Raw genomic sequence first — 22143 nt, 5'->3', positions numbered from 1 at the left:
TTAAGGAGGGTTACATCATGACGAATGCTTCGAGCAAGAAGAGAACCGACACGGCATCAAGAGTTATTATGGCGTCGCCGTCTACGATTTATCAGGCATTCTTGAATCCGGAGGCGCTGGCTTCGTGGCTTCCGCCAAAAGGGATGACAGGCCATGTCGACACGTTTGATGCCCGCGAGGGCGGGACTTATCGAATGATCCTCACCTATAACGATACCGATCACACGGCACCCGGTAAGTCTTCGGACAATACGGACGTCATTGAAGGAAAGTTTCTGGAGTTTGTTCACGATGAGAAGGTTGTGCAGCTGGTCGAATTTGAGTCTGAGGATCCCAATTATGCGGGGTTTATGAAGATGACATGGGCATTGGAGCCGCTTGCGGAAGACACCCAAGTCACGATCGTGTGTGAGAATGTGCCCGAAGGCGTACGGAAGGAAGATCACGATGAAGGCTTGAGGTCCACCCTCGAGAATCTCGCCGAATCTACGGAGGGACAATAAGACAGTCGGCTCGGCTGTATAACGAAACAAACGATTTGTGATGAGGCATTTTCATGAACAAATCGTTTTGTGGATTTTACCAGGGCCACGTTTAAGCCCTGAATGTTAGACTAGTTGCAATGATACTGGAAACAGGAGAGAGCAGCATGAGAAAATTCATCTATAGCTTACTTGCGGTCATGGTCGTCTTAACACTAATTTATATGTTTTTCATAACACCATCTTAATGAAGAACCATCCACCTTCACTATTGCTGCGGGTAGCTGGTTTTTTTTCTTTCCGGTGAAACCAAACCCATCCTCCATCCCATCAACAAATCCTTTTTACCCTCCCTCCGTTTGCTTGCTCCTCCTCTAATTTCAAGTCGACTTCAAGTCCATTCATGGGTACACGGTACGCGTAGTTGTGGGAAGAATCGGCGATCTGCTCATTGCGTGTCGGATTGAACGATTGTGCCGATATACCGGAAGCCGTTAATATTGGCGTTACATCGACCATATCGACGAAAAGGAGGTGCGAATACGATGGCAGCCCAGTCACCCGAAATAAAGCGCGAGGATTTGATAACCGCCCGGCACCCAGGGACATCCCGCAACCGGTACATAGCCAACATCCGCAAGCATTGGATGTTGTATCTCATGATCATTCCCGGAATTCTCTATTATATTGTGTTTAAATATGTACCGCTGGCGGGCAGTGTCATCGCATTTCAGGACTATCAGATTTTCAAAGGCATCCTTGGCAGTCCGTGGGTGGGCCTGGACAACTTTGGGTTTATTTTTTCATATCAGGATTTCTACAACGTGCTGCGCAATACGGCGGTGATCGCTTTCTATCAGCTTGTTTTTGGTTTTCCGGCCCCGATCGTGCTGGCTCTGCTGTTTAATGAAATCCGCATCATGCTGGCGAAGCGGGTTGTGCAAAGCATGTTCTATCTCCCGCACTTTTTATCATGGGTCGTTGTCGGCGGGATCGTTTTCGAGCTGTTGTCCAACCAAGGAGTTGTGAATGCGGTGCGGGACTGGTTCGGCTATGAGCCCATTCTGTTCATGCAGGAGGAGCGGTATTTCCGAGGGATTGTCGTCCTGTCCTCGATCTGGAAGGAAGTTGGCTGGGGCACGATTATATATTTGGCTGCCATCGCCGGCATCAATCCGAATTTATATGAAGCGGCCGTCATGGATGGAGCAAGCCGGTGGAAACAAACGATCTATATTACGCTGCCCACCATGTTTCCAACGGCTCTGGTGCTGTTCCTGCTGCAAATCGGTAACTTCCTGGAGCTCGGCTTCGATCAGATTTACAATTTATTGACACCGATGACGTACTCGGTCGGGGATATCATCGAGACGTACGTCTATCGTGCGGGTGTGCTTCAGGGACAATACAGCATGACGACGGCCATCGGGCTGTTCCAGTCTGTTATTGGGTTTATACTGCTGTGGATTTTTAACCGATTGGCCAGAAAAACGGATCAGGGGTTGTGGTGATGAAAGCGACATTCGGAGAAAAAATGTTTCAGACGCTGAATTATGTGTTTCTGTTCGCTGCTGCGGTGACGATGCTGTTCCCGCTTCTTCAACTGCTTGCCGTATCGCTCAGCTCCCCGGTAGCTGCCGATTCGAAGGAAGTATTCCTGCTGCCCGTGGAGTTTACAACCGCATCTTGGGAGCATGTATTAAAAAATAAAGGCTTGTGGACATCTTTTGGGATTACCGTATATATTACGATCGCCGGGACACTGCTCAGCATGCTGTTTTCGGTCATGACGGCATACCCGCTCTCAAGACGGGAATTTCTGATCCGCAAACAGGTCATGTTCGGCATTGTGTTAACGATGATTTTCAATGCGCCGATGATTCCGTTTTTTTTGACCGTTCGCGAGCTTGGCATGATGAACTCCCTGTGGGCGCTCATTATTCCCGGCCTGGTTGGCACGTTCAACATGATCATTATCCGGACCTTTTTCATGGGCATTCCCAGTGAGCTGGATGATTCGGCTCGAATCGACGGATGCAGCGAGTTCGGCATATTGTTCCGCATGTATTTGCCTTTGTCCAAACCGGTCATGGCGACGGTCAGTCTGTTTTACGCAGTCGGATATTGGAACACTTTCTCCCGTGCCGTGCTGTTTATAAGGGACCCGGAGAAATGGCCGCTTCAAATGAAGCTGAGAGCATACCTCCAGTCTCCCGAGGAGCTGGCTGCGGTCAATCTGTTTCTTGGGGATTACGATTTCAACACGACAACATTGAAAGCGGCAACAATCCTGTTTGCTACCATTCCGATCATTCTGGTATACCCGTATCTGCAAAAATACTTTGTCAAAGGGTCCATGCTGGGTTCGTTAAAGGAATAAAGCAAAGCGAGGCATGCGATATGAAATCGGTCTTACGGCCGGTTTGATATAACTACCAATCCGAAAAAGGGGAGGATTTACTCATGTCGAAATGGTTTTTCCAAAAAGGGGCATGGAAACCGGCGCTCACGGCGACACTTGCGGCAGTCATGCTGTTTGGCTGCGGCGGCAAGGGCGACGGCGAATCGCAATCGGGCCAGAGTGGGGAGGGAAATCAAGAACTTACACAGGTAAAGGTGTTCAAAAGCCACATGGGTGTCGGCACGATTCCGGGTGCAGATAATCCGCATGTCCAATATGTGGCGGAACGGACCGGCGTGGAATATCAGCTGGTAACGACCCCGCCGGGCTCGGAGCCGACTGAATATCTCAATCTGATGATTGCATCCGACGACTTGCCGGATATTCTTCGCCCGATCGGCGGGATCGAGCAGACCCTGATCCGCCAAGGAGGTGCGCTGGCGCTGGACGATTTGCTGCCCCAGTATGCCCCGAATGTCTGGAAAAATATCCCTCAGGAGGCATGGGATGTCGTTCGATCCGCTTCACCGGACGGCAAAATCTATTATGTGCCTAAAGTGTTCCTGGTTCCGGAAAGAGCACCGCTCATCCGTCAGGATTGGCTTGACAAGGTAGGCATGTCCATGCCGAAGACAACGGAGGAATACAAGGAGGTGCTGCGAGCCTTTCTTGACAAAGACCCGAACGGCAACGGTCTGAAGGACGAATTGCCCACAACAGGCCGGGAATTCGGCAAATGGATGGATCATTTGTTTGCCATGTTCGGTGTCGCGATGTGGGAGGGGAATCCGGAATGGGACATCTACGACGGTAAAATCCAATATGCCGGCGTAACGGACAATATGAAGGCAGCCATTGCATTTGCCCGTGAGTTATATGACGAGAAGCTGCTTGACAATGAGACGTTTCTGAACAAAGGCGATGTATGGACGGCGAAGATCAATAACAATTTGGTTGGCAGCTGGTACCATCTTCCCGCCAACCTGCGCGACCGGTTTACAGCCATGCAGCAAAAAGCACCGGATGCTTATATCGTTGGCATGCCGCTTCCAAAGGCCGAAGGGTATGAGGGCTTTGTCACGCAGAAGAGCATGGGCGAACCGGAGTGGATCATTCCGGCAAAGGCCCAGGATAAAGCCCCCGCAGCCTTGAAGCTGCTTGATTTCTTCTATGATCGGTCGAATGACGAATTTATCCGCTTTGGCATCGAAGGACAGCAGCATGAAGTTGTCGACGGCAAAAAAGTGCTGCTTCCAGCCGAGGATAGCCGTCCGTTGGCGCTCGGCATGCGCAACCTGACGACAGAGGAGGACATGGACATACGGATTCAGGAGACGATCCCGGTAGACATGCAGCAGATGGTGAAGGATATATTCGAGGTGAGTACCGCGGACGCGAAGCGGATCGCGGGGGACGGACTTCCGAGCACCGTGTATGAAGGCTTCCCGGATATTCAATCGCATAAGCTGTTTCAGGAGTATGTAACCAAGATTGTCATCGGCGAATGGCCCCTGGAGAAGTTCGATGAATTCGTCGACCGCTGGCATAAGGCAGGCGGAGACGAAGTAACGAAGAGGGTAGAGGAATGGTACTCAAGGATGTGATCATACAGTGAAAAAGAAATATGCCATATGCGGTGTAAGCGGTCGTGCACTCGGGATGTTCGCCAAGCCGATATTGACGACCTATGCCTGGCGCTGCGACCTGGTCGGCATGCTGGACAGTGATCCGGCCCGCTTCGAGCTCTACCGCTCCCGCTTCCCCGAGCATACCGCCGTTGGAACTTACGGCGAAGAGGAATTCGGGAAGATGATCGACGAGACTAAGCCGGATGTGGTCATCGTGGCGGGGCGAGACGATACGCATGCGCGTTATATTGTTGCCGCCCTGGAAAGGGATTTGGATGTCATCACGGAAAAACCGATGGTCACGACGGGTGAGGACGCCCGGCGTGTGCTGGATGCGGAGCGGGTGAGCAAAGGCTCGGTGACGGTCACGTTTAATTACCGCTACGCCCCGATTCACACCAAAATCAAAGAGATGGTATGGGAAGGTAAGCTCGGTCGGATTACATCCGTCGATCTCAACTGGTATTTGGACACATATCATGGCTCCAGCTATTTCAAACGGTGGAACCGCCGGCGCGAAATGTCAGGAGGTCTCTCCATCCACAAAAGCACGCATCATTTCGACCTCGTGAACTGGTGGATCGGGCAAAAGCCAGTTGAGGCCTTCGCCTACGGGGCCCTCCATTATTACGGCGCCGAAGGGGAGCTTAATCCGGGCAAAGAAGCCGGTCGTCATTGCGGAACCTGCCTCTCAGCCAGCCGCTGCGCCTATTACTCGCGCTGGAACGCAAGTCATGTGCCGGATGATCATCTCGGTCTGCTGGAGAGCGGGGGGCCGCAGTTTCCTTATACAGGCTACCGCCCGGACCGGTGTATTTTTGATGATGAGATCGACATCGAGGATACGTATGCGGCCACCGTCAAGTACGACGGAGGAGCATTGCTCAGTTATTCCGTCAACTTTTCGCTGCCGTATGAAGGGTATCGCCTGGCGATCAACGGTACGAAAGGCCGGCTGGAGACGATGGAATACCATGTTCCGTCCAGAACCCCTTTTCCAACGCCGGTCCAGACGATCGACTACTTCCCGTTGTTCGGCTCCAAGGAAACCATCCATGTCGTTCATCGGGAAGGCGGCCACGGGGGAGGCGACCCGCTGCTGCTGAATGACCTGTTTCTTGGTGAAAACCGGGAAAGGCCGTTCCCGATTTTGTCCGGGGCTGTGGATGGCGCCTATTCCGTGGCGGCGGGGGAAGCCGTGTGGCGTTCCGTGAAGGAGCACCGTCCAGTGGCGATAGCGGATGTTCTGGGCGGGTGGAAGGAGAGTGAGCCTATTGATCGATAAAGGATATTTTGACCCGGCGGAAAGCCTGGCTTCCCAAACAGAGGGCAGTAACATCGAGCATGCGCTTACGGTCATTGCCCAGCGTTATGTCGGTGACCATCCGCCTAATGCCCCGGTTTACCGGGTGACGCGGAAGAGTCCGATCCGCAAGCGGGCCGACCACTGCTATCAGCTCCCCATCGTGGATATGTTCCCCGAAATGACGGAGGGCCAGGTGGTCTACGCCTGGACGAAGCTGTGGGCTGCCCAGCCGCAGAGCTTCCCCTTTCTGATGGAATGGACGGGGCATGTTCGGCTGTACCATAACGGCCGGAAGCGGTTCGGTTCAGCGCCAGGGGAAGAAGCGACAGCGGACGGATTGCCCCTGAAGCTGGGGATTCAGCTTACCCAGGGGTGGAATCACTTCGTTCTGGAATTCCGCCGGGGCCCAAGCGGCTGCAGAGCGGTATTTGGCACAAGCAACCGCAAGAACAAGCCGTTTCACTTTCTGGCTCCTTCCATGGAGCGTGAAGGTGAGGAAGGATGGATTGTGACGGTGCCGCTGGAACGGGCGCTTGCCCGCATCCCCGATTCAATGGAACGCGAATCATGGACGGGGGCACAGTGGCTGCCCGTGCTTGCAAAACACGATGGGGAAGCAGATCGCGGCCCGATGTGGAGAATGTACGGGTGGAAGCCGGGGTATGCCGCTTACGCCTGGACTGCCGTTGTCAACCGGACCTTGGCGGCCAAGAAGGTGACCTTGTCGGGAACCTCCTATGGCCCGGTCCGGTTTGAATGGAACGGCAGGGAGGTTTACGCCAGCCGCGAGGCAGGCACGTTCAGTATCGTCATCGATGTGCCTCCGGGCCGCGGGGAGCTTACCGCACGCTGCGAATGCGGTGCAGAGGGCTGGGGGTTTGAGATCGGCGAAGCATCGCCTGAAGGGATGCTGATCGCTCCGCGAAGGGTGCACGGCTTGACCGGAGAGTGGCTTTATCTGGGTCCGTTCCGCGCAGAAGCCGATCTTGAGCTGTCCGACTATTTTGGTCTGGACACGGTCGCTGTTGACGGCGGAGAGAGACTGTTCTGGACAGGGAGCGAGCCGGGAGCGTACGTAAGGCCGTTTTTGGAGAATGAGCTTTTTGGCCGCTGGAATTATCCGCTCGGCGTCACAATGTACGGCTTGCTGGAGACGGGAAGGCTGCTTAATCGCCTGGACATCCAGGAATATGTACTCCGCCACGTCGAGTTTACCGCGGGCCATTACGAGTATTCCTTGTGGGACCGCGCGGAATTCGGTGCGGCAGGGCTGAACAACCAGCTGTCCGACATTGACAGTCTGGACGATTGCGGATCATTTGGCGCGCTAGCCATTCTTGCAGACCGAATTCGATCCTTGAAAGGAGTGCGCAAGGCAGCAGACGATATCGCCCGGTACATCATGGATACACAATCACGTCTTGCGGACGGGGCACTTTATCGCGAGGTCGGCGTTTCCCCAAGCATGCACCTGACGATGTGGTGCGATGACATGTACATGAGCGTACCGTTCCTGTGCCGATACGCCGAGCTGTCCGGAGATTCCCGCTATCTGGACGAAGCGGCACGCCAGCTTCTGCTGTATAAGTCATACCTGTACATGCCGGACCTGCAGTTAATGTCGCACGTATACGATGTACGTCGTGGGCAGCCTTCCCGGACGGTATGGGGAAGGGGCAACGGATGGGTGTTTTTCTCACTGTCAGAGCTGCTTGCCGTGCTTCCGGTCGGCCATCCCGACTATGTGAAACTGCTTCATTTTTATCGCAGTCTGGCGGAGGGATACCTCCGCTTGCAGGGAGTGCATGGGTTATGGCACCAAGTGCTGACGGACCCTGAATCCTATGAGGAAGCCTCCTGTACCGCGATGTTTATTTTTGGTTTGGCGCGGGGGGTACGCCATGGCTGGCTGGAGAATCCGGATCGGTACTTGAAATCTGCCATTGCGGGGTGGGACGGTTTAACCAGCAGGGCCATCGACGGCAGGGGAAATGTGTACGGTGTGTGCAAGGGCAGCAGCTGGTCGACTTCCCATGCTTATTACAAGCACGACTTATCGTGGAACTTGAATGATACGCACGGAATCGGCATCGTGCTGTTGGCCGGGGTCGAGCTTCTTGAATTCATGCGGTCAAACCATATTGTAAACGCTTAAGTTTACGTGACGGCAGGAGCGGATCGTGAGCTATAATGGAACCATTCTGGTAGTAAAGCGGGGGTTGATATGTTCCAATCGATCGGCAAGTGGCTAAAATACACGCTGGCCCATACGCAAGCGAGGCTGGTGCTCATTTTGACCGTTTCCGTTTTTATGATCATTTTGGCCGTCAGCCTGACCTCATATTACACCTCTAAATCGGTGCTTCAGGAAGAGCTCAGCGAGCCGCAGCACCAAATGCTGCAGATCAGTATGAAATATATTGACGATTTAATCCGGGAGAGCGACAAGATTGCGGTCCAGGTCGCGGTGAATGACTATATCTATGATTTTCTGACTAGCGAGAATCAGAACTCGGTGGCCAATATATCGACATTGTACCGACTGCTATCCACCTGGATCAGCAATTCGAAATACATTAACAGCATATACGTATACGATGTCGAGCGGGGAAGCTTTATTTCGCTTCCGCAGGGGTATAGCTCTAGCAGGCTCACCTTCGTGGATTCCGAATGGACCAGTATTGCTGACGAATTCGGGGACGACATGATGATCATCCGAAAAAGGCATGTCCCGGAGGGAGCGGGCAATAAAGGGTCGGAGCTGACGCTGTTCCGCAAAATCATGATTCAGGGCCGTTTAAGAGGTGTCGTAGCGGTCAATTTGCGGGATGCGGAACTGTTCGCAAAACTAAATCCGCCGGCGCTGTCGCAGCTCGACAGCATGCGGTACATCGTGGACCAGCATAACAACATTCTTTATTCGGTTTCGAACTCGGAATTCAAACCGGAAGCCGTGAGGCAGGCGCTGCACGAGCTGAAGGAGGACCGCTTCGGCGATTTTTTCCATGAGGGGCGGAAGCTGCTGGTCAACCAGATCGAATCGCCGCTGACCGGATGGAAATACGTATCCATCGTTTCGCAGGACAGCTTGCTTGCCCAGTCCAAAAAGGTGCGAGACACGGTGCTGTATGTATCGGTGGCGGCGCTTGCACTCGGCTTGCTGACCATTCTATACGTAAACTCCGCGGCCTTCCGGCCGGTGCGCAGGCTTAAGCAGCTGTTCAGTGCCTACGACGGGAAAGCGACCAGCCCGGATCGCATCGATCTGGAAAAGCTGGCCGGCGAACTGCTCAGCAATCATGCGCATCTGTCTCAGTTGATCCGCGAGACGATATCCGATGCGGCTTCCAAGTTTCTGTATGACATTCACTCGGGTCATATGAGCGGCAGACGCGAAATTCGCGAGAAGTGGAGACGATATTTCGCGGAATGGACAGATGCGCCCGTCACGGTAGCGGTGCTGTCGATCGACCGCTACGATTCGTGGTCGCGCAGATTTCCGGCCAGTGACCACTCGCTGCTGAAGTTTGCGCTTGCCAATATCATGGCAGAGCTGCATGCGCCCGAATGGAGGGTGGCCTGCGCCGATTTTGGGGCGGACCGGATGGCTATCCTGCTGCAGCCGCGAAGTGGCGAAGCGCGGCCACCGCTGGTCGAGGCGATCGAAACGGTGTCCCGTTTGCTGAAATTCAGTGTATCCGCCGGGGTGAGCATGCCACAGAGTGCGGTCTGCCGGTTAAAGCAGGCCATGCTGGAAGCGGAGAATGCGTTAACCTACCGTTTATATAAAGGGTATGGTCAGCTCGTGCCGTTTCAGGATGTATCCAGTCACGAAGTGACGGATATGCAGCCGCAGGAAGATGGCGTACGGGAGTTGATGACGGCTGTGGAGACCGGTGATGGGGAGCGGGCTATAGAGCTGCTTGGGCGTATTATTGGCGATATCCGCAGCCATTACTGGTATCCTTCGGAGGCGCTTGCCTTGCTTCAGGCGCTGCTGGAACGTCTTAAAGGGATATGCCCAGAGGGCGATGGTTCCGAGGGGGATCCGGCCGGTCGGCTGGGCACGCTGTACATCGAAGATATCGAGGCGGAGCTTTCCGGCCTGATTTCGGCCTTGGCCGACCGCTACCGCCGTTTAATCGGCAGCAAGGATTTTTTAATGTGCCAGCGGATGATCGAATTCATGGAGCAGCACCTCGGCGATCCGATCGGCATTCCGGAAATTGCGGAATCGACCGGCATCAGCAGCAGCTTGGCCAGCCAGCTTTTTAAGCAGGAAACAAACGAAACGATCTATAACTACTTAACCCGGCTGCGGATGGAGCGGGCTAGCGAGCTGCTGGTCAAAACCGACCGCAAAATATCCGATATCGCCCAAATGGTCGGTTACCAGCATGAAAACAGCTTCATTCGCAGCTTCCGCAAATTCAAGGATATCACCCCGGGCAAATACCGGGATATGATGAGAACCCGGATAGACGCCTTGTTTGAATAAAGGGCAGGGAAGGGAGGAGCTATGGAGATGGAGAGAGAGCAGATTGTTAGGCGGCATAATCCTGAATTCGACAGGCTGGATCCGCTTTCACCACTGTCGGTAGGCAACGGGGAATTTGCGTTTACCGCCGATATTACCGGGCTGCAGACATTTCCAGAACAATACGAGGTGCCGCTTGGCACCCAGTCGAACTGGGGCTGGCATTTTACGGGGGGGCGCGAAAGGTTCTCCGCGAAGGATGCAGCGTTGCAGATGTTCGAGACCCACGGCCGGCAGGTCGGCTATCCGATGAAGCCGGGGGATAAGCCGGAAGCTTACCAATGGCTGCGGCAAAATCCCCACCGTCTTCACCTAGGCCGGCTGTCGTTCCGATTTCTAGACGAAGCGGGAGAAGAGCTCGATTACAGCGCTGCAGGCCAATTCCGTCAAAATCTCGATCTGTGGACGGGCATTCTATCGAGCAAGTTCGAAATTCGCGGCGTGCCGGTCGAAGTTACGACGGCGTGCCATCCGGCTGCTGATATTATAGGCGTGCGGGTTGTCTCGCCCCTCATCCGGGAAGGGCGGCTTCAGGTATTTATCCGCTTCCCCGCACCGGATATGACGCATTCGGCTTGGTCGAAATCGGTGTTTCCCGATTGGGAAAACGATCAACGACATGATACCGTTCTCGTCCGGCAGGAGGAAGGGGCGGCCTTGATTGAGCGAACGCTGGACGAAGAACGTTATGTGGTCCGCTGGCATTGGAGCTCTGGCCGATTGGAGCAGACGGAAACCCATGAATTTACGCTGTTTCCCGGCGAATCTCCTGAACAATCTTCGGAGGAGCTGGCGTTTTCCGTCGGCTTTGCAGCTGGGTCGCCCGGTGCGGCTGACTTTGAGGCCATCGTTCCGGCCAGCGCCCGGCACTGGGCATCGTTTTGGCAGAGCGGGGGTGCAGTCAGCTTCGCAGGCAGCTCCGATCCGCGAGCCTTTGAGCTGGAGCGACGCGTTGTCCTGTCGCAATGGTTATGCGCCATTCACAGTGGGGGCTCTATGCCGCCCCAGGAGACCGGCCTAATGTATAACAGCTGGTTTGGCAAATCGCATTTGGAGATGCATTGGTGGCATGCCGCCCATTTCGCGCTGTGGGGCCGGGCTTCCATCCTGCGGAGAAGTTTGGACTGGTACAACGGCATACTGCCGGTCGCCCGCGAGCTGGCGCTATCCCAGGGATACGAGGGAGCACGCTGGCCGAAAATGGTCGGTTTTGACGGCATCCCGTGCCCGTCGCCGGTCGCTCCGGGCTTGATCTGGCAGCAGCCGCATCCAATCGCCATGGCGGAGCTGTGCTATAAGGCCGACTCAGCACAAGAAACGCTGCGCCGGTTCCGTGACATCGTCTTTGAATCGGCTGACTTTATGGTTTCCTATGTTCACTGGAATGAGGCAACAGGCGCTTTCGATCTTGGCCCGCCGCTTATTCCGGCTCAAGAATGCCATCCGATGAATGCAAGCGSGAACCCGCCTTACGAGCTGGAGTATTGGAAATACGGCTTTGATATCGCTATAAAGTGGGCTGATCGGTTGGAAATTCAGCCGAATCCGCGTTGGGCCGAGGTGGCAAGCAATCTGGCGGCACCGCCCCGACTCGACGGCGTTTACCTGGCGCATGAGTTTGCGCCGGACACGTTTACGGAGAAGAATCATGACCACCCGTCCATGCTGTGCGCATTAGGCGTGCTTCCCGGCAAGCTGATCGACCGCGAAACCATGCGGCGTACACTGTGGAAGGTTAAGGATGCTTGGAAATGGGAGACGGCCTGGGGATGGGATTTTCCCGTATGCGCCATGACCGCTGCTCGGCTCGGCGAACGCGATCTGGCTGTCGATTTTCTGTTAATGGACGAAATGAAAAACACGTATTTGCCAAACGGGCATAACTATCAGCGCCCAGGCCTATCCGCTTACTTGCCGGGTAACGGCGGACTGCTTACGGCGGTCGCCATGATGGCCTGCGGCTGGGAAGGCGAAGAGGACCCGAACTGCCCGGGATTTCCGGCAAGCGGCTGGACGGTGCAGTGGGAGGGGCTGAAGCCGTGGCTATAGCTTCGGCTTATACAACTTGCGGACAGGAGGGCTGAATATGGCCAAGGGAACGGTGTGGAGGCCGGAACGTAAGTTTTACCGCGACCGGTTGACCGGAGTCGAAGTGGTGCAGCTGACCGACTACAAAGCTCACAGTCATCATCTGTATTTTACGGAAAGCGGATGGTATGACGGCGGGAAGCGGCTGTTGTTCGTATCGGACAGGGACAACAGCTCGAACTTGTACAGCATGGATGTTAACAGCGGTGAGATGCTTCAGCTGACGGATTACCCGGACAATGATGCTGTGGATGCCTGTCTATTACCGGATGGCCGGGCCGCCTTTGTCAAAACGAATCGGAGCGTACGCCGTCTCGATCTGGCAACATTGGAGGAAGAACTGATCTACGAAGCCCCGGAGGGGTACAACATCGGCAATCTGAGCTGTCCTGCGGATGGACGCTCAGTCGTCACCTGCATACAGGAGGATCTGTCCCATCGCATGCCGCTCGATCTGGGCAACGGTTATGTCGGCCATAGGGAGTTGATGGAGGCCGCTCCCCACAGCAGGATCGTGCGGATCGACTCGGAAGGGCAGACTCAGCCGGAAACCCTATATGAAGCCCATCGTTTTATAACCCATATTAACGCGTCACCCGTCGAACCATGGCTGATCACCTTCTGCCACGAAGGACCCTGGCATTTGGTCGATCACCGGATATGGGGCCTGGACCTTCGGAGCGGAGAGGCCTGGAGAATTCGCCAGCGCCTTGAACCCGGAGAAAAGGTCGGCCATGAATTTTTTTATCCTGACGGTATGACCATCGGTTACCATGGCTTCCGCATGGATGGAACTAATTTCTTCGGAAGCATCCGGTATGACAATACGGCCATGGAAGAGACGGACTTCGAGTTTGATACGTGGCATGCGTATGCGGACGGCTACGGTCAGGCCGTTGTCGATGGCAAGGGGGCGGTCAAAACCCTCTCCGTATGGCGTAAAGACGCCAAAGGAGTCTACCAAGGACCGCGAATGCTGTGCGAGCTTCGATGCAGCTTTCATTCCCAGAAGGTGCACGCGCATCCGCGTTTTGATCCGGGCGGTAAACGACTCTTGTTTACAAGCGATAAAAATGGTTACGGCAATCTGTATCTGGTCGGCATGCCGGAGGATTTTGATTCGCTGCCGCTGCTGTCGGTTTAAGCGAAGGAGAAGGGAGTGGTCAACCGTGGCTGAAGCAACGGTGCTGGAACGAATACCGGTCCAGGTTGCAGAGACGATCCTGTCCGCTTGCGTGGACGGATACCATCTGAATATAGCCAACAAATGGGGCTACGTGGCCGGCATGGCTTTGACTGCACTGGGCCGCCTGGCCAATTGGACGGGTGAGGAGCGTTACAATGAAGTGGTCAAGCGTCATATGGACGTCTTCATACAGGAAGACGGGGCAATAGCCGACTACACACTGGAGGACTATAATCTCGATCATATCAATAAAGGCAAGAATCTGCTGCCCTTGTGGCGCACGACAGGAGAGGAGAAATATCGCCGGGCTGCCGAGCTGCTGGCATCTCAGTTGGTTGGACAGCCGCGGACCGACGAAGGCGGATTTTGGCATAAGAAAATCTATCCGTTTCAGATGTGGCTGGACGGCCTCTATATGTCGTCACCGTTTATGGCAGAATATGCAGAAACGTTTGATGAGCCGGCATGGTTCGACGAAGCGGCCCGGCAGCTGCTGCTCATCGAGCGGCGTACTCGGAATCCGCAGACGGGGCTGCTGCATCACGCTTATGATGAGAGCCGGGAGCAGCGCTGGTGCGACAAGGAAACGGGCCGCTCGCGCCATGTATGGGGCCGGGCCATGGGCTGGTATGCGATGGCGCTTGTGGACGCGCTGGAGTTTTTCCCTGTGAGGCATCCGCAGCGCGGGCAGCTGATGGGCATTTTCGAAAGGATGGCCAATGCGCTCGTACGCGTTCAGGATCAAGACAGCGGGCTGTGGTATCAGGTGATGGACTGCAATGGCCGGCAGGGCAATTATATGGAAGCTTCCGGCTCCTGCATGTTGACCTATGCCTTGGCCAAAGGCATTCGGCTTCATTATTTGGCCGAGATCGACATCGGGGTGGTCGAACGCGCCTATGACGGCATCCAGAAACATTTTATCACCGTCGACGGCGAAGGGCTGCACCTTCACGGTATCTGCCACGGCGCCGGATTGGGCGGGCGCAAATATCGCGACGGATCATACGATTATTATTTGAGTGAAAAGGTTGTCAGTGATTCGCTCATGGGCGTCGCTCCGCTTCTGCTGGCCAGCATCGAAATGGAGAGGCTGCAGGCGGGGGGCAAAGGCGGGTATCGGGGATGAGTCAAGAGAACCTGTTAACCATGAGGTATCCCGCCTCTTGGTGGCGTAATATGTGGCGTGAGGCGCTGCCATCAGGCAATGGCATTGTCGGGGCCTCGGTTTTCGGGGGCGTGCAGGAAGAGACGGTACTGCTGAATCACGAGGGGTTGTGGCATTGGGGTCGAAAAGATCCGCTGCCGGACGTGAGCATGACGCTCGCCGAAACGCGCACCCTGATGGATGAAGGACACTATATGGAGGCCAGCTGGAACTTGGCGAACGCTTTAAGGGAGCGGGGATACGGGACGAGGCTGGCCTCCCGCTTTCCGCTCGCGGCGATTAAGCTGTTCATGCCCAGCACACGGGCATTCCGTCGTTACCGAAGATCCCTCAATATGGAGACCGGCGAAGTTTCGGTAGGCTGGACGGACGGCCCGAACCGGTACGTAAGGCGGCTGTTTGTATCCCGTGCAGATGGGGCTGTCGTCTATGAGATTGGCTCCGAAGAATGTGTCAACGAAGAAATACACCCTGGAGACAGGAAGGGGACCGGTAAGCATATCGAGGATCAAGCCGGGGCGTTTCACTGTATTTCGGGGGAGATCGGACTGACGCTTTACCCAAGTGATCGATGGGGGGACACGCCAGAATTCAGGGAATTGGCCGAATCCGTGGTCACTTCGGCGAAAGGCGCGTATATCCGGTACGCCGGCCGCAATGATGACGGTACAGATTTCGGTGCCGTGCTGCGGCTTATTTGTGAAGGTGGAAGCTTGCAGTCAACTAAGGAAGGAACGATGTTGAATTTTACTAAGGCCCGCCGGGTGCTTGTACTGGTGAAAGTATTTATTCGTGGCAAGCGTGAACAGGAATGGGAGCAGCTTGAGCATGAACTCAAAACCTTCCCTGAAACGTGTGAATATGACCTGTTGCTCAAGCGCCACACCGAGCTCCATGGTCCTTTGTTCCATTCCGCATCCCTGGAGCTTAACACTGCCAGCAGGGAGGACGTGCGTTCGAACGAGGAGCTGATGCTGGAGGCTTACGAGGGCGAAGCGCCCGTATCGCTTGTCCGTAAAATGTGGGCTTATGGAAGGTACTTGTTTATTAGCGGGACGGCAGCCGAATCAGGGCCTTTCGGACTGTATGGCTTGTGGGGCGGAGACTACCGGCTTGTCTGGTGCCACCATATGGCAAATGAGAATATTCAAATGATGTATTGGCACGCGCATGTTGGAGCCTTGGGAGAATTAGTGCCCCCTCTGTTCCGCTACTATGGCAGCCTAATGGGCGATTTTCGCGGCAATGCCCGCAAGCTGTACGGATGTCGCGGAATCTACATCCCGGCTGGGACCACGCCGGGGATCGGAACGCCGAATCAAATCGTACCCGTCATTCTAAACTGGACGGGAGCAGCCGGGTGGCTCGCCCGGCATTATTACGAGCATTTTTTGTATACGGGCGATATCCGGTTTTTGCGGGAGGAAGCGCTGCCGTTCATGCGCGAAGCTCTTCAATTCTACGAGGATTTCGCAGTCGTTGGTGAAGACGGCTCCTATCGTCTGTATCCTTCGGTATCGCCGGAGAATACGCCGCTTAATTTCATGCCGGAGGACGGAAAGCAGCTGGCTCACCCGATGCCGACAACCGTCAATGCAGCGATGGATATTGCGATTATGAAGGAACTGCTTACCCATCTGATCGAAGCGAATCGGCTCGTCGGAGGCCCAGGTTCGAAGGATGAGGAGGAGCGGTGGAAGCGAATGTTCGAACGCATCCCCTCTTACCGGACGAACGAGGACGGAGCTCTTGCGGAATGGCTGGATCCTAAGTTTAAGGACCGATACGATCACCGTCATCTCTCGCATATCTATCCGTTGTTCCCGGGTGATGAAGTGACCCGCGAATCAGCGCCGGAGTTGTATGTCGCCTTCGAGAAGGCGGTACGTCTGCGCCGGCTCGGCGCCCAAAGCGGCTGGTCGCTGGCTCATATGGCGTCCATCTATGCGAGGTTAGGGGAAGGCGACAGTGCACTGGAGTGTCTGGATACACTGGCGCAATCATGCCTGCTGCCGAATCTGTTTACCCTCCATAACGATTGGAGGGGGATGGGGATATGCATGGATATGCCGGCAGCGCCGATACAGCTCGATGCGAACATGGGTTGGGTGAATGCCGTACAGGAGATGCTGCTGCAGGTATCGCCGGATATGGTGAAGCTCCTGCCGGCGCTGCCGGAGCGCTGGCGTATTGGCCGGCTCTCAGGTTGGAGATTCCATACCGGTCGGATCACCATGGAATGGAACCGGGATGCCGGTATGTTCCACGCTAAGCTTGAGGCTGAACGGGAGACGAACATCCTCGTTTCCCTGCCGCCTTGGGCAGGAAAAAGCTCCATGTCTGGGCAGGGAGCCTCCATCCAGCCATCAACGCTAGGGCCCCTTTTTTATGCGGTTCGTCTGGGCCCGGGAACACAGCTGTCGATCCATTGCAGCCCGCAGGTCGACGGGGACGTAATCGGACCTTGAAATTGTAGCTAGCGAAGACCGGTTAACGCAAAAAGGCACCTCAACCATGGGCATTAGCTTTTGGTTGAGGTGCTTTTCCTTTAAGAGTTATCTTGGCTTAACTGAGAACATGTTGCTTGGCTGTCCACTTTTATTAAGGCTGCAAGGTGATTCCGAAGGCCGAGCCTGGGGCACCGGCAAATACAACAGCTCCATTGGCTGGGAGCTTCACTTCGTTACTACCGCTGACGAGGCTGTAGTTTACAACCGCACCTTTTTCGTCATACACGACGAATGCGCCTTGTGCCGGCAGGGTGACGGTCATGGTTTTGCCCTCAGCTTGTTTAGGGACGGTGTACCATTTGGCATAACCATCGGCTTGCAGGGTGACGGTTGATTTTTTTCCTTTATAAAGCGGCTTCACGTTCTTACCGCTCACAAACAGGGAGCCTGCCCCTTCGAGATACTCTACGCCCTTTTCTTTATAGAAGCGGAATTCGGCCGTATCCCGGCTACCGATAGCCGGAACCTGATGCTGGCTTACTGCGGTATCCTGGTCAATGATCTTTTTGTCGATCATGTAACCTTCCAGACCGCTCTTGCTGTTAATCTCAACCGTCGGTTTCGTAATGAAGTACATCAGGGATGTGAATTTCTCGTTCAATGGATAGAACGTTTCGCCTTCCCGCTTGGCCCAAGCGGCAGCGGTCTCCTTGGATAACGGGTTCGCTTCCATTTTCTCGGCGGTATAATGCGATAAAGCCATTTGCCCAAGTCCAGGAATCGTTACATATTGTCTTACCCATAAATAGATGCGGTCATTCTTTTCTTTGACGAAGCTTACCTTCGTGCTGCCATCCGCGCTGACAAAGGTTCCATCCGCAGTGTATACATATTTCTCCGCAGGATAATCCGGCACCATCGGTACGGTAATGGATAGTTCGCCGTCCTTGATGTCGACTTTCATCTGCTGATTCGTCACGCCATAGTAACCGGCATATTTCGCGATGTCGCTAGGCATGTCGGCCTTGACCGGTTTGCCGAAGGATTTCTCCGGCTTGATTTCCTTGATGGTGCCTTTCTCCTTGAGCGCTTGCAGCAGAATGTCGTTGGCCAACAGTTGGTTGGTTGAGCTGGAACCGCCGGACGATAATACAGCGGCAGCCATGTTCTGCTCCGGAAGAACAACGAGCGAAGCGTGATACAGGATGGTGTCTCCACCTTTGGTTACGGCTTTCATGTCATATTGGTTAAACGGGAACAGTCTTACGCTGTCCCAGCCAAGTCCGTAATCGAACGAGTTATCGGCATCTTCGGGCCACAGACCCTTTTTATATTCTTCCTGCTCCATGGCTTTAACGGATTTGTCGGAAAGAATGCCTTCGGCTTCTCCGGTGAAAATCTGCGCGAACTGTACCAAGTCTTCAGCCGTAGAATAGATGCCGCCGGTGCCGATCACATTGACCGTCTCGTTAGGAAGCTGTCCTTGGTGAGTAGGAAAATACAGACCTGCCATTTGGCTTAAATCCAAATTATCTTGGGATGTCTTCGTGTGGTCCAAATCTAACGGCTCGGTAAAATATTGATGAATGAAGGCGGTAAAATCCTTGTCGCTGACTTTCTCTACCAGTATCTCAGCTAGCGTGAATCCATCATTACAATAAACGGAGAATGCACCCGGATCCGCTTTCAGGTTTTGGGTGGACAGCTGCTTCAGCAGCGTGTCATGTGCATGAGGGTCATTATCCTCGAACAAAAATGCATTATTCAGGCTTGAGCCTTGCAGTCCGGAGGAATGGTTAAGCAGCATGCGCGGCGTGATTTTTTTGTAACGTTCGTCTTTCATCGTGAATTCGGGTATGTACTGAACCACAGGCGTATCCAGGTTGATTTTTCCCTCATCCACCAATTTCATTACCGCAGCGGCGGTGAACACTTTACTCGTGGAACCGATGGCATACATCGTATCTTTAGTCAGCGGTTTCTTTCCTTCCATATCATTGACGCCCTCTTGCCCGGACACGGTAATCACCCCGTTGTCGATAAGGGCATATTGAACGCTTGTCGTTCCATACGTCCCGGTGAGCAGCTTGGCTTTCTCAGCGGCGGTTTTCTCAAGGCTTCCTCCAGCGGCAGCTTGGCTGTTATCTGCTGCCATTACCCCAGCCGGAAGGATCATCGTAACGGCGAGTAGGGTAACCAGCATCCGTGATAGTCTTTTCTTCAAATAAATACCTCCTTATTATGAATGTACTATTAGTACGATTTACCAGCCGGAATGGTTCAATCTTTTTTCATATTTCTGCAAAATTATAATGTACACGTGTGCGAAAGATGTGGAAATTGCTATGTAGCAGCCTGAATAGAGGCAAGAAAAACAATGAGGGAAGCACAAAAAAACAGGCATTCCATCCAGAGCCGTAAAGCCAAGAGGGAGATGCCTGTTTTTTTAACTGAGCACGATAAGCAGCGCCGAGGTCGTTCCGACGAAACAGCCGGCCAAACAATCCGAAGGATAGTGAAAGCCAAGATAAATCCGTGACAGGCTGACCGTAAGGGCCAGCAGGATCAAGAGCAATGATAGCCACGGCGTTATGAACAGAAACGGCGTAATAATGGAAAAGATCGCCGTCGAGTGCCCGGAAGGAAACGAGTGATCCTTCATCGGTTTTTTTTCGAAGCGCACCTTTTCAAGTGCCAGATAAGGCCTGATGCGCCGCATCTTCCTTTTGATGAGGGCCGTAATCAGGAAGCTGAGGGAAAGCGCAATAAAGCTCTGCCACCCCATCGTATTCCACGGCTCAGGTGCAAAAAACGCTATCGAGAGTGTCAGCACAATGGTAAAGATAGCACCCCCCATATGGGTGACCAGCGCGAGCATCGAATCCACCGTTTTGTTGCTGATCTTGCGGTTTAACCAGCGGAAGATAAGGTGGTCATGTTGCTGAAGCCAATCCATCGAACGAGTAATCATTGTGAACAGAACACCTCACATTATAATTTTGTAAGCTGGCAGCCCAAAGTCCAATCGGGCTGCAATATATGCTTGTAAGGGCTAAAGATTCATAGTGTAGACAAGAGGCTTACATACGACAGTATACAGGAGAATTGTTAAGCGTGGGTATGAATGACTTGTATTTTTTCATAAATTGAGCATTCCTTATCGCACGGCGAGTTGATGATAACCGTTTTAGCGTGCTGGAAGCTTGCTTCTTAGGATTATGGTTTCCAAGGGAGGATGACTTCATGTTCCCATGTTCTCGAAGCGCAGAATCCGATATAATGTAAGCATCTAACCACGCTTAAGGAGGAGAAGCATGAAATTTCGCGTTTCTGCCGTGCAATACCATCTGCACACGATTCAATCCTTTGACGATTTTGCCCGTCAGTCGGAGCATTACATTCGGACGGCGGAGGAATTTGAAGCTGATTTTGTGCTGTTTCCGGAATTTTTCACGACCCAGCTGATGTCCATCGGGGACGATCAGGGCAAGGCATTGACGATCAATGATCTTCCGGATTTCACAGACCGTTACCGCTTGCTGTTTCAAGGCTTTGCGAAGCAATATCATATGCATATCATTGGCGGGACGCACGTCATTCGCCGGGAAGGGAAGCTGTACAATGTAGCGCATCTGTTCTATCCGGACGGCCGCATTGCGGAGCAGGCCAAGATCCATATCACGCCTTCGGAGATTAGCGGATGGAATATGGGAGCGGGCGAAGGGCTCGAAGTGTTCGAGACGGAAAAAGGCACCATTGCGATGCTGACCTGCTATGACATCGAATTTCCTGAGATTGTGCGCATGGCCAAGGCTAAAGGAGCCGATGTCATTTTCTGTCCATCCTGTACGGATGATCGTCACGGATTCCATCGCGTGCGTTACACCAGCCATGCCCGCGCCATTGAGAATCAGATCTATGTGGTGTTGACCGGTACCGTTGGTTCGCTGCCAACCGTGGATCTGATGCGTGCCAACTTCGGACAGGCGGCCATCATTACCCCGAACGATATCCCGTTTCCTCCACAGGGCCTGCTGGCCGAGGGAGAGCTGAACAACGACATGATCATAACCGCCGATCTCGATCTGGATTTATTGTATCAAGTGCGCGAGAAGGGCTCCGTCACGACATGGCGTGACCGGCGTACTGATCTGTATCCGGATTGGGAGTAAGCCGTTTATCATTACTTGAGGAAAATAGGACAAAGGCGGTGCAGAGGAAATGGCCCGGTTTCATCAACAGTTATATGTATTTGACGATGCCCGGCCGGTGCCGGTTATCATTCGAAGCTACACGGAAGCGGATTTTGACGAGCTGATCGTCATTCAATCCGAGACGTTCCCGCCCCCATATCCGCCGGAGCAGTGGTGGAACAAGGAGCAGCTGAAGCAGCATGTTACCCTGTTCCCTGAGGGGGCTCTGTGCGTTGAAGTGGAAGGCATGCTCGCAGGGTCCATCACTTCGCTCATCGTGGATTACGATCCGATGGAGCCTGCCCACTCCTGGGCGGAGGCCACGGATAACGGGTATATCCGGTCGCATAAGGCGGACGGGAATACGCTATACATTGCCGACATTTGCGTCAGGCCGCGCTTTCGCAAGCTTGGGCTCGGCAAATGGCTGATTCAGTCGCTGTATCACGTGACCGTCGAACAGGGATTGGACCGGCTCCTTGGCGGCGGACGGATGCCCGGCTATCATCGGCATGCCCATCAAATGTCGGCTGCGGAGTATCTGGACGCTGTTGTCCGGGGTGATCTCAAGGATCCGGTGATTACCTTCCTGCTTCGTTGCGGCCGGACGCCCGTTGGGGTAGCGGCAGATTATTTGGAGGATGAGGAGTCCTGCAACTACGGGGCTCTGATGGAATGGAAGAACCCTTTCACTGGATAAAGAA

General features: G+C 54.0%; 15 protein-coding genes. 13 read left to right on the top strand and 2 right to left on the bottom strand.

From position 1 onward, the window contains the following. The first annotated feature begins 17 nt into the window (after window positions 1-17). From ACPV3A_RS14915 to ACPV3A_RS14865, 11 genes are all read left to right on the top strand, one after another. Complete coding sequence (locus tag ACPV3A_RS14915; protein WP_426200110.1) at window positions 18-503, top strand: SRPBCC domain-containing protein; 486 nt, start codon at window positions 18-20, stop codon at window positions 501-503. A 524-nt stretch (window positions 504-1027) separates the two neighbouring features. Further along, window positions 1028-1993 carry an ABC transporter permease gene (locus tag ACPV3A_RS14910; protein WP_426200109.1) on the top strand — a complete coding sequence of 322 codons (966 nt, stop codon included), beginning with the start codon at window positions 1028-1030 and terminating at the stop codon, window positions 1991-1993. Continuing rightward, a complete protein-coding gene (locus ACPV3A_RS14905) occupies window positions 1993-2862 on the top strand; it encodes a carbohydrate ABC transporter permease (protein ID WP_009595532.1) in 870 nt (289 codons plus the stop codon). The genes ACPV3A_RS14910 and ACPV3A_RS14905 overlap by 1 nt, the downstream gene beginning before the upstream one ends. Before the next feature lie 83 nt (window positions 2863-2945). Then, window positions 2946-4487 (top strand): extracellular solute-binding protein, encoded by a 1542-nt coding sequence (locus ACPV3A_RS14900; RefSeq protein ID WP_426200108.1) that lies wholly within the window; start codon window positions 2946-2948, stop codon window positions 4485-4487. 7 nt (window positions 4488-4494) lie between these two features. After that, window positions 4495-5796, top strand: coding sequence for a Gfo/Idh/MocA family protein (locus tag ACPV3A_RS14895; RefSeq protein ID WP_426200107.1), 1302 nt, complete (start codon window positions 4495-4497; stop codon window positions 5794-5796). Next, window positions 5786-7972: a glycoside hydrolase family 88/105 protein gene (locus ACPV3A_RS14890; RefSeq protein ID WP_426200106.1), complete on the top strand. Its 2187-nt coding sequence runs from the start codon at window positions 5786-5788 to the stop codon at window positions 7970-7972. Before ACPV3A_RS14895 ends, ACPV3A_RS14890 begins: the two co-directional genes overlap by 11 nt. Before the next feature lie 69 nt (window positions 7973-8041). Further along, window positions 8042-10315, top strand: a complete 2274-nt coding sequence (locus ACPV3A_RS14885) for a helix-turn-helix domain-containing protein (RefSeq protein ID WP_426200105.1) — start codon at window positions 8042-8044, stop codon at window positions 10313-10315. Window positions 10316-10336: 21 nt separating this feature from the next. Beyond that, complete coding sequence (locus tag ACPV3A_RS14880; protein WP_426200104.1) at window positions 10337-12403, top strand: glycoside hydrolase family 65; 2067 nt, start codon at window positions 10337-10339, stop codon at window positions 12401-12403. Window positions 12404-12440: 37 nt separating this feature from the next. Further along, window positions 12441-13586 (top strand): oligogalacturonate lyase family protein, encoded by a 1146-nt coding sequence (locus ACPV3A_RS14875; protein ID WP_426200103.1) that lies wholly within the window; start codon window positions 12441-12443, stop codon window positions 13584-13586. A gap of 25 nt (window positions 13587-13611) precedes the next feature. Further along, on the top strand, window positions 13612-14757 hold the full coding sequence (locus ACPV3A_RS14870; RefSeq protein WP_426200102.1) for a glycoside hydrolase family 88/105 protein: 1146 nt from the start codon (window positions 13612-13614) through the stop codon (window positions 14755-14757). Then, complete coding sequence (locus ACPV3A_RS14865; protein WP_426200101.1) at window positions 14754-17264, top strand: glycosyl hydrolase family 95 catalytic domain-containing protein; 2511 nt, start codon at window positions 14754-14756, stop codon at window positions 17262-17264. Before ACPV3A_RS14870 ends, ACPV3A_RS14865 begins: the two co-directional genes overlap by 4 nt. Before the next feature lie 133 nt (window positions 17265-17397). On the opposite strand, the gene ACPV3A_RS14860 is transcribed toward ACPV3A_RS14865, so the two are convergent. Together ACPV3A_RS14860 and ACPV3A_RS14855 are read right to left on the bottom strand one after the other, a co-directional pair. Continuing rightward, window positions 17398-19470 carry a serine hydrolase domain-containing protein gene (locus tag ACPV3A_RS14860; protein ID WP_426200100.1) on the bottom strand — a complete coding sequence of 691 codons (2073 nt, stop codon included), beginning with the start codon at window positions 19468-19470 and terminating at the stop codon, window positions 17398-17400. A gap of 222 nt (window positions 19471-19692) precedes the next feature. Then, the gene (locus ACPV3A_RS14855; protein WP_071221142.1) at window positions 19693-20217 is read right to left on the bottom strand and encodes a phosphatase PAP2 family protein; all 525 of its coding nucleotides are present in this window, start codon (window positions 20215-20217) and stop codon (window positions 19693-19695) included. A gap of 343 nt (window positions 20218-20560) precedes the next feature. Here ACPV3A_RS14855 and ACPV3A_RS14850 point away from each other — a divergent pair, with 343 nt between their 5' ends. Beyond that, window positions 20561-21418 carry a carbon-nitrogen hydrolase family protein gene (locus tag ACPV3A_RS14850; RefSeq protein ID WP_194540348.1) on the top strand — a complete coding sequence of 286 codons (858 nt, stop codon included), beginning with the start codon at window positions 20561-20563 and terminating at the stop codon, window positions 21416-21418. A 49-nt stretch (window positions 21419-21467) separates the two neighbouring features. Further along, the gene (locus ACPV3A_RS14845; RefSeq protein ID WP_426200099.1) at window positions 21468-22139 is read left to right on the top strand and encodes a GNAT family N-acetyltransferase; all 672 of its coding nucleotides are present in this window, start codon (window positions 21468-21470) and stop codon (window positions 22137-22139) included. Window positions 22140-22143 lie beyond the last annotated feature (4 nt).

The organism is Paenibacillus sp. Dod16, assembly GCF_049893405.1.
In the GTDB taxonomy this organism is placed as follows: Bacteria; Bacillota; Bacilli; order Paenibacillales; family Paenibacillaceae; genus Paenibacillus_AQ.
This window is presented reverse-complemented; position numbering and strand designations above follow the sequence as displayed.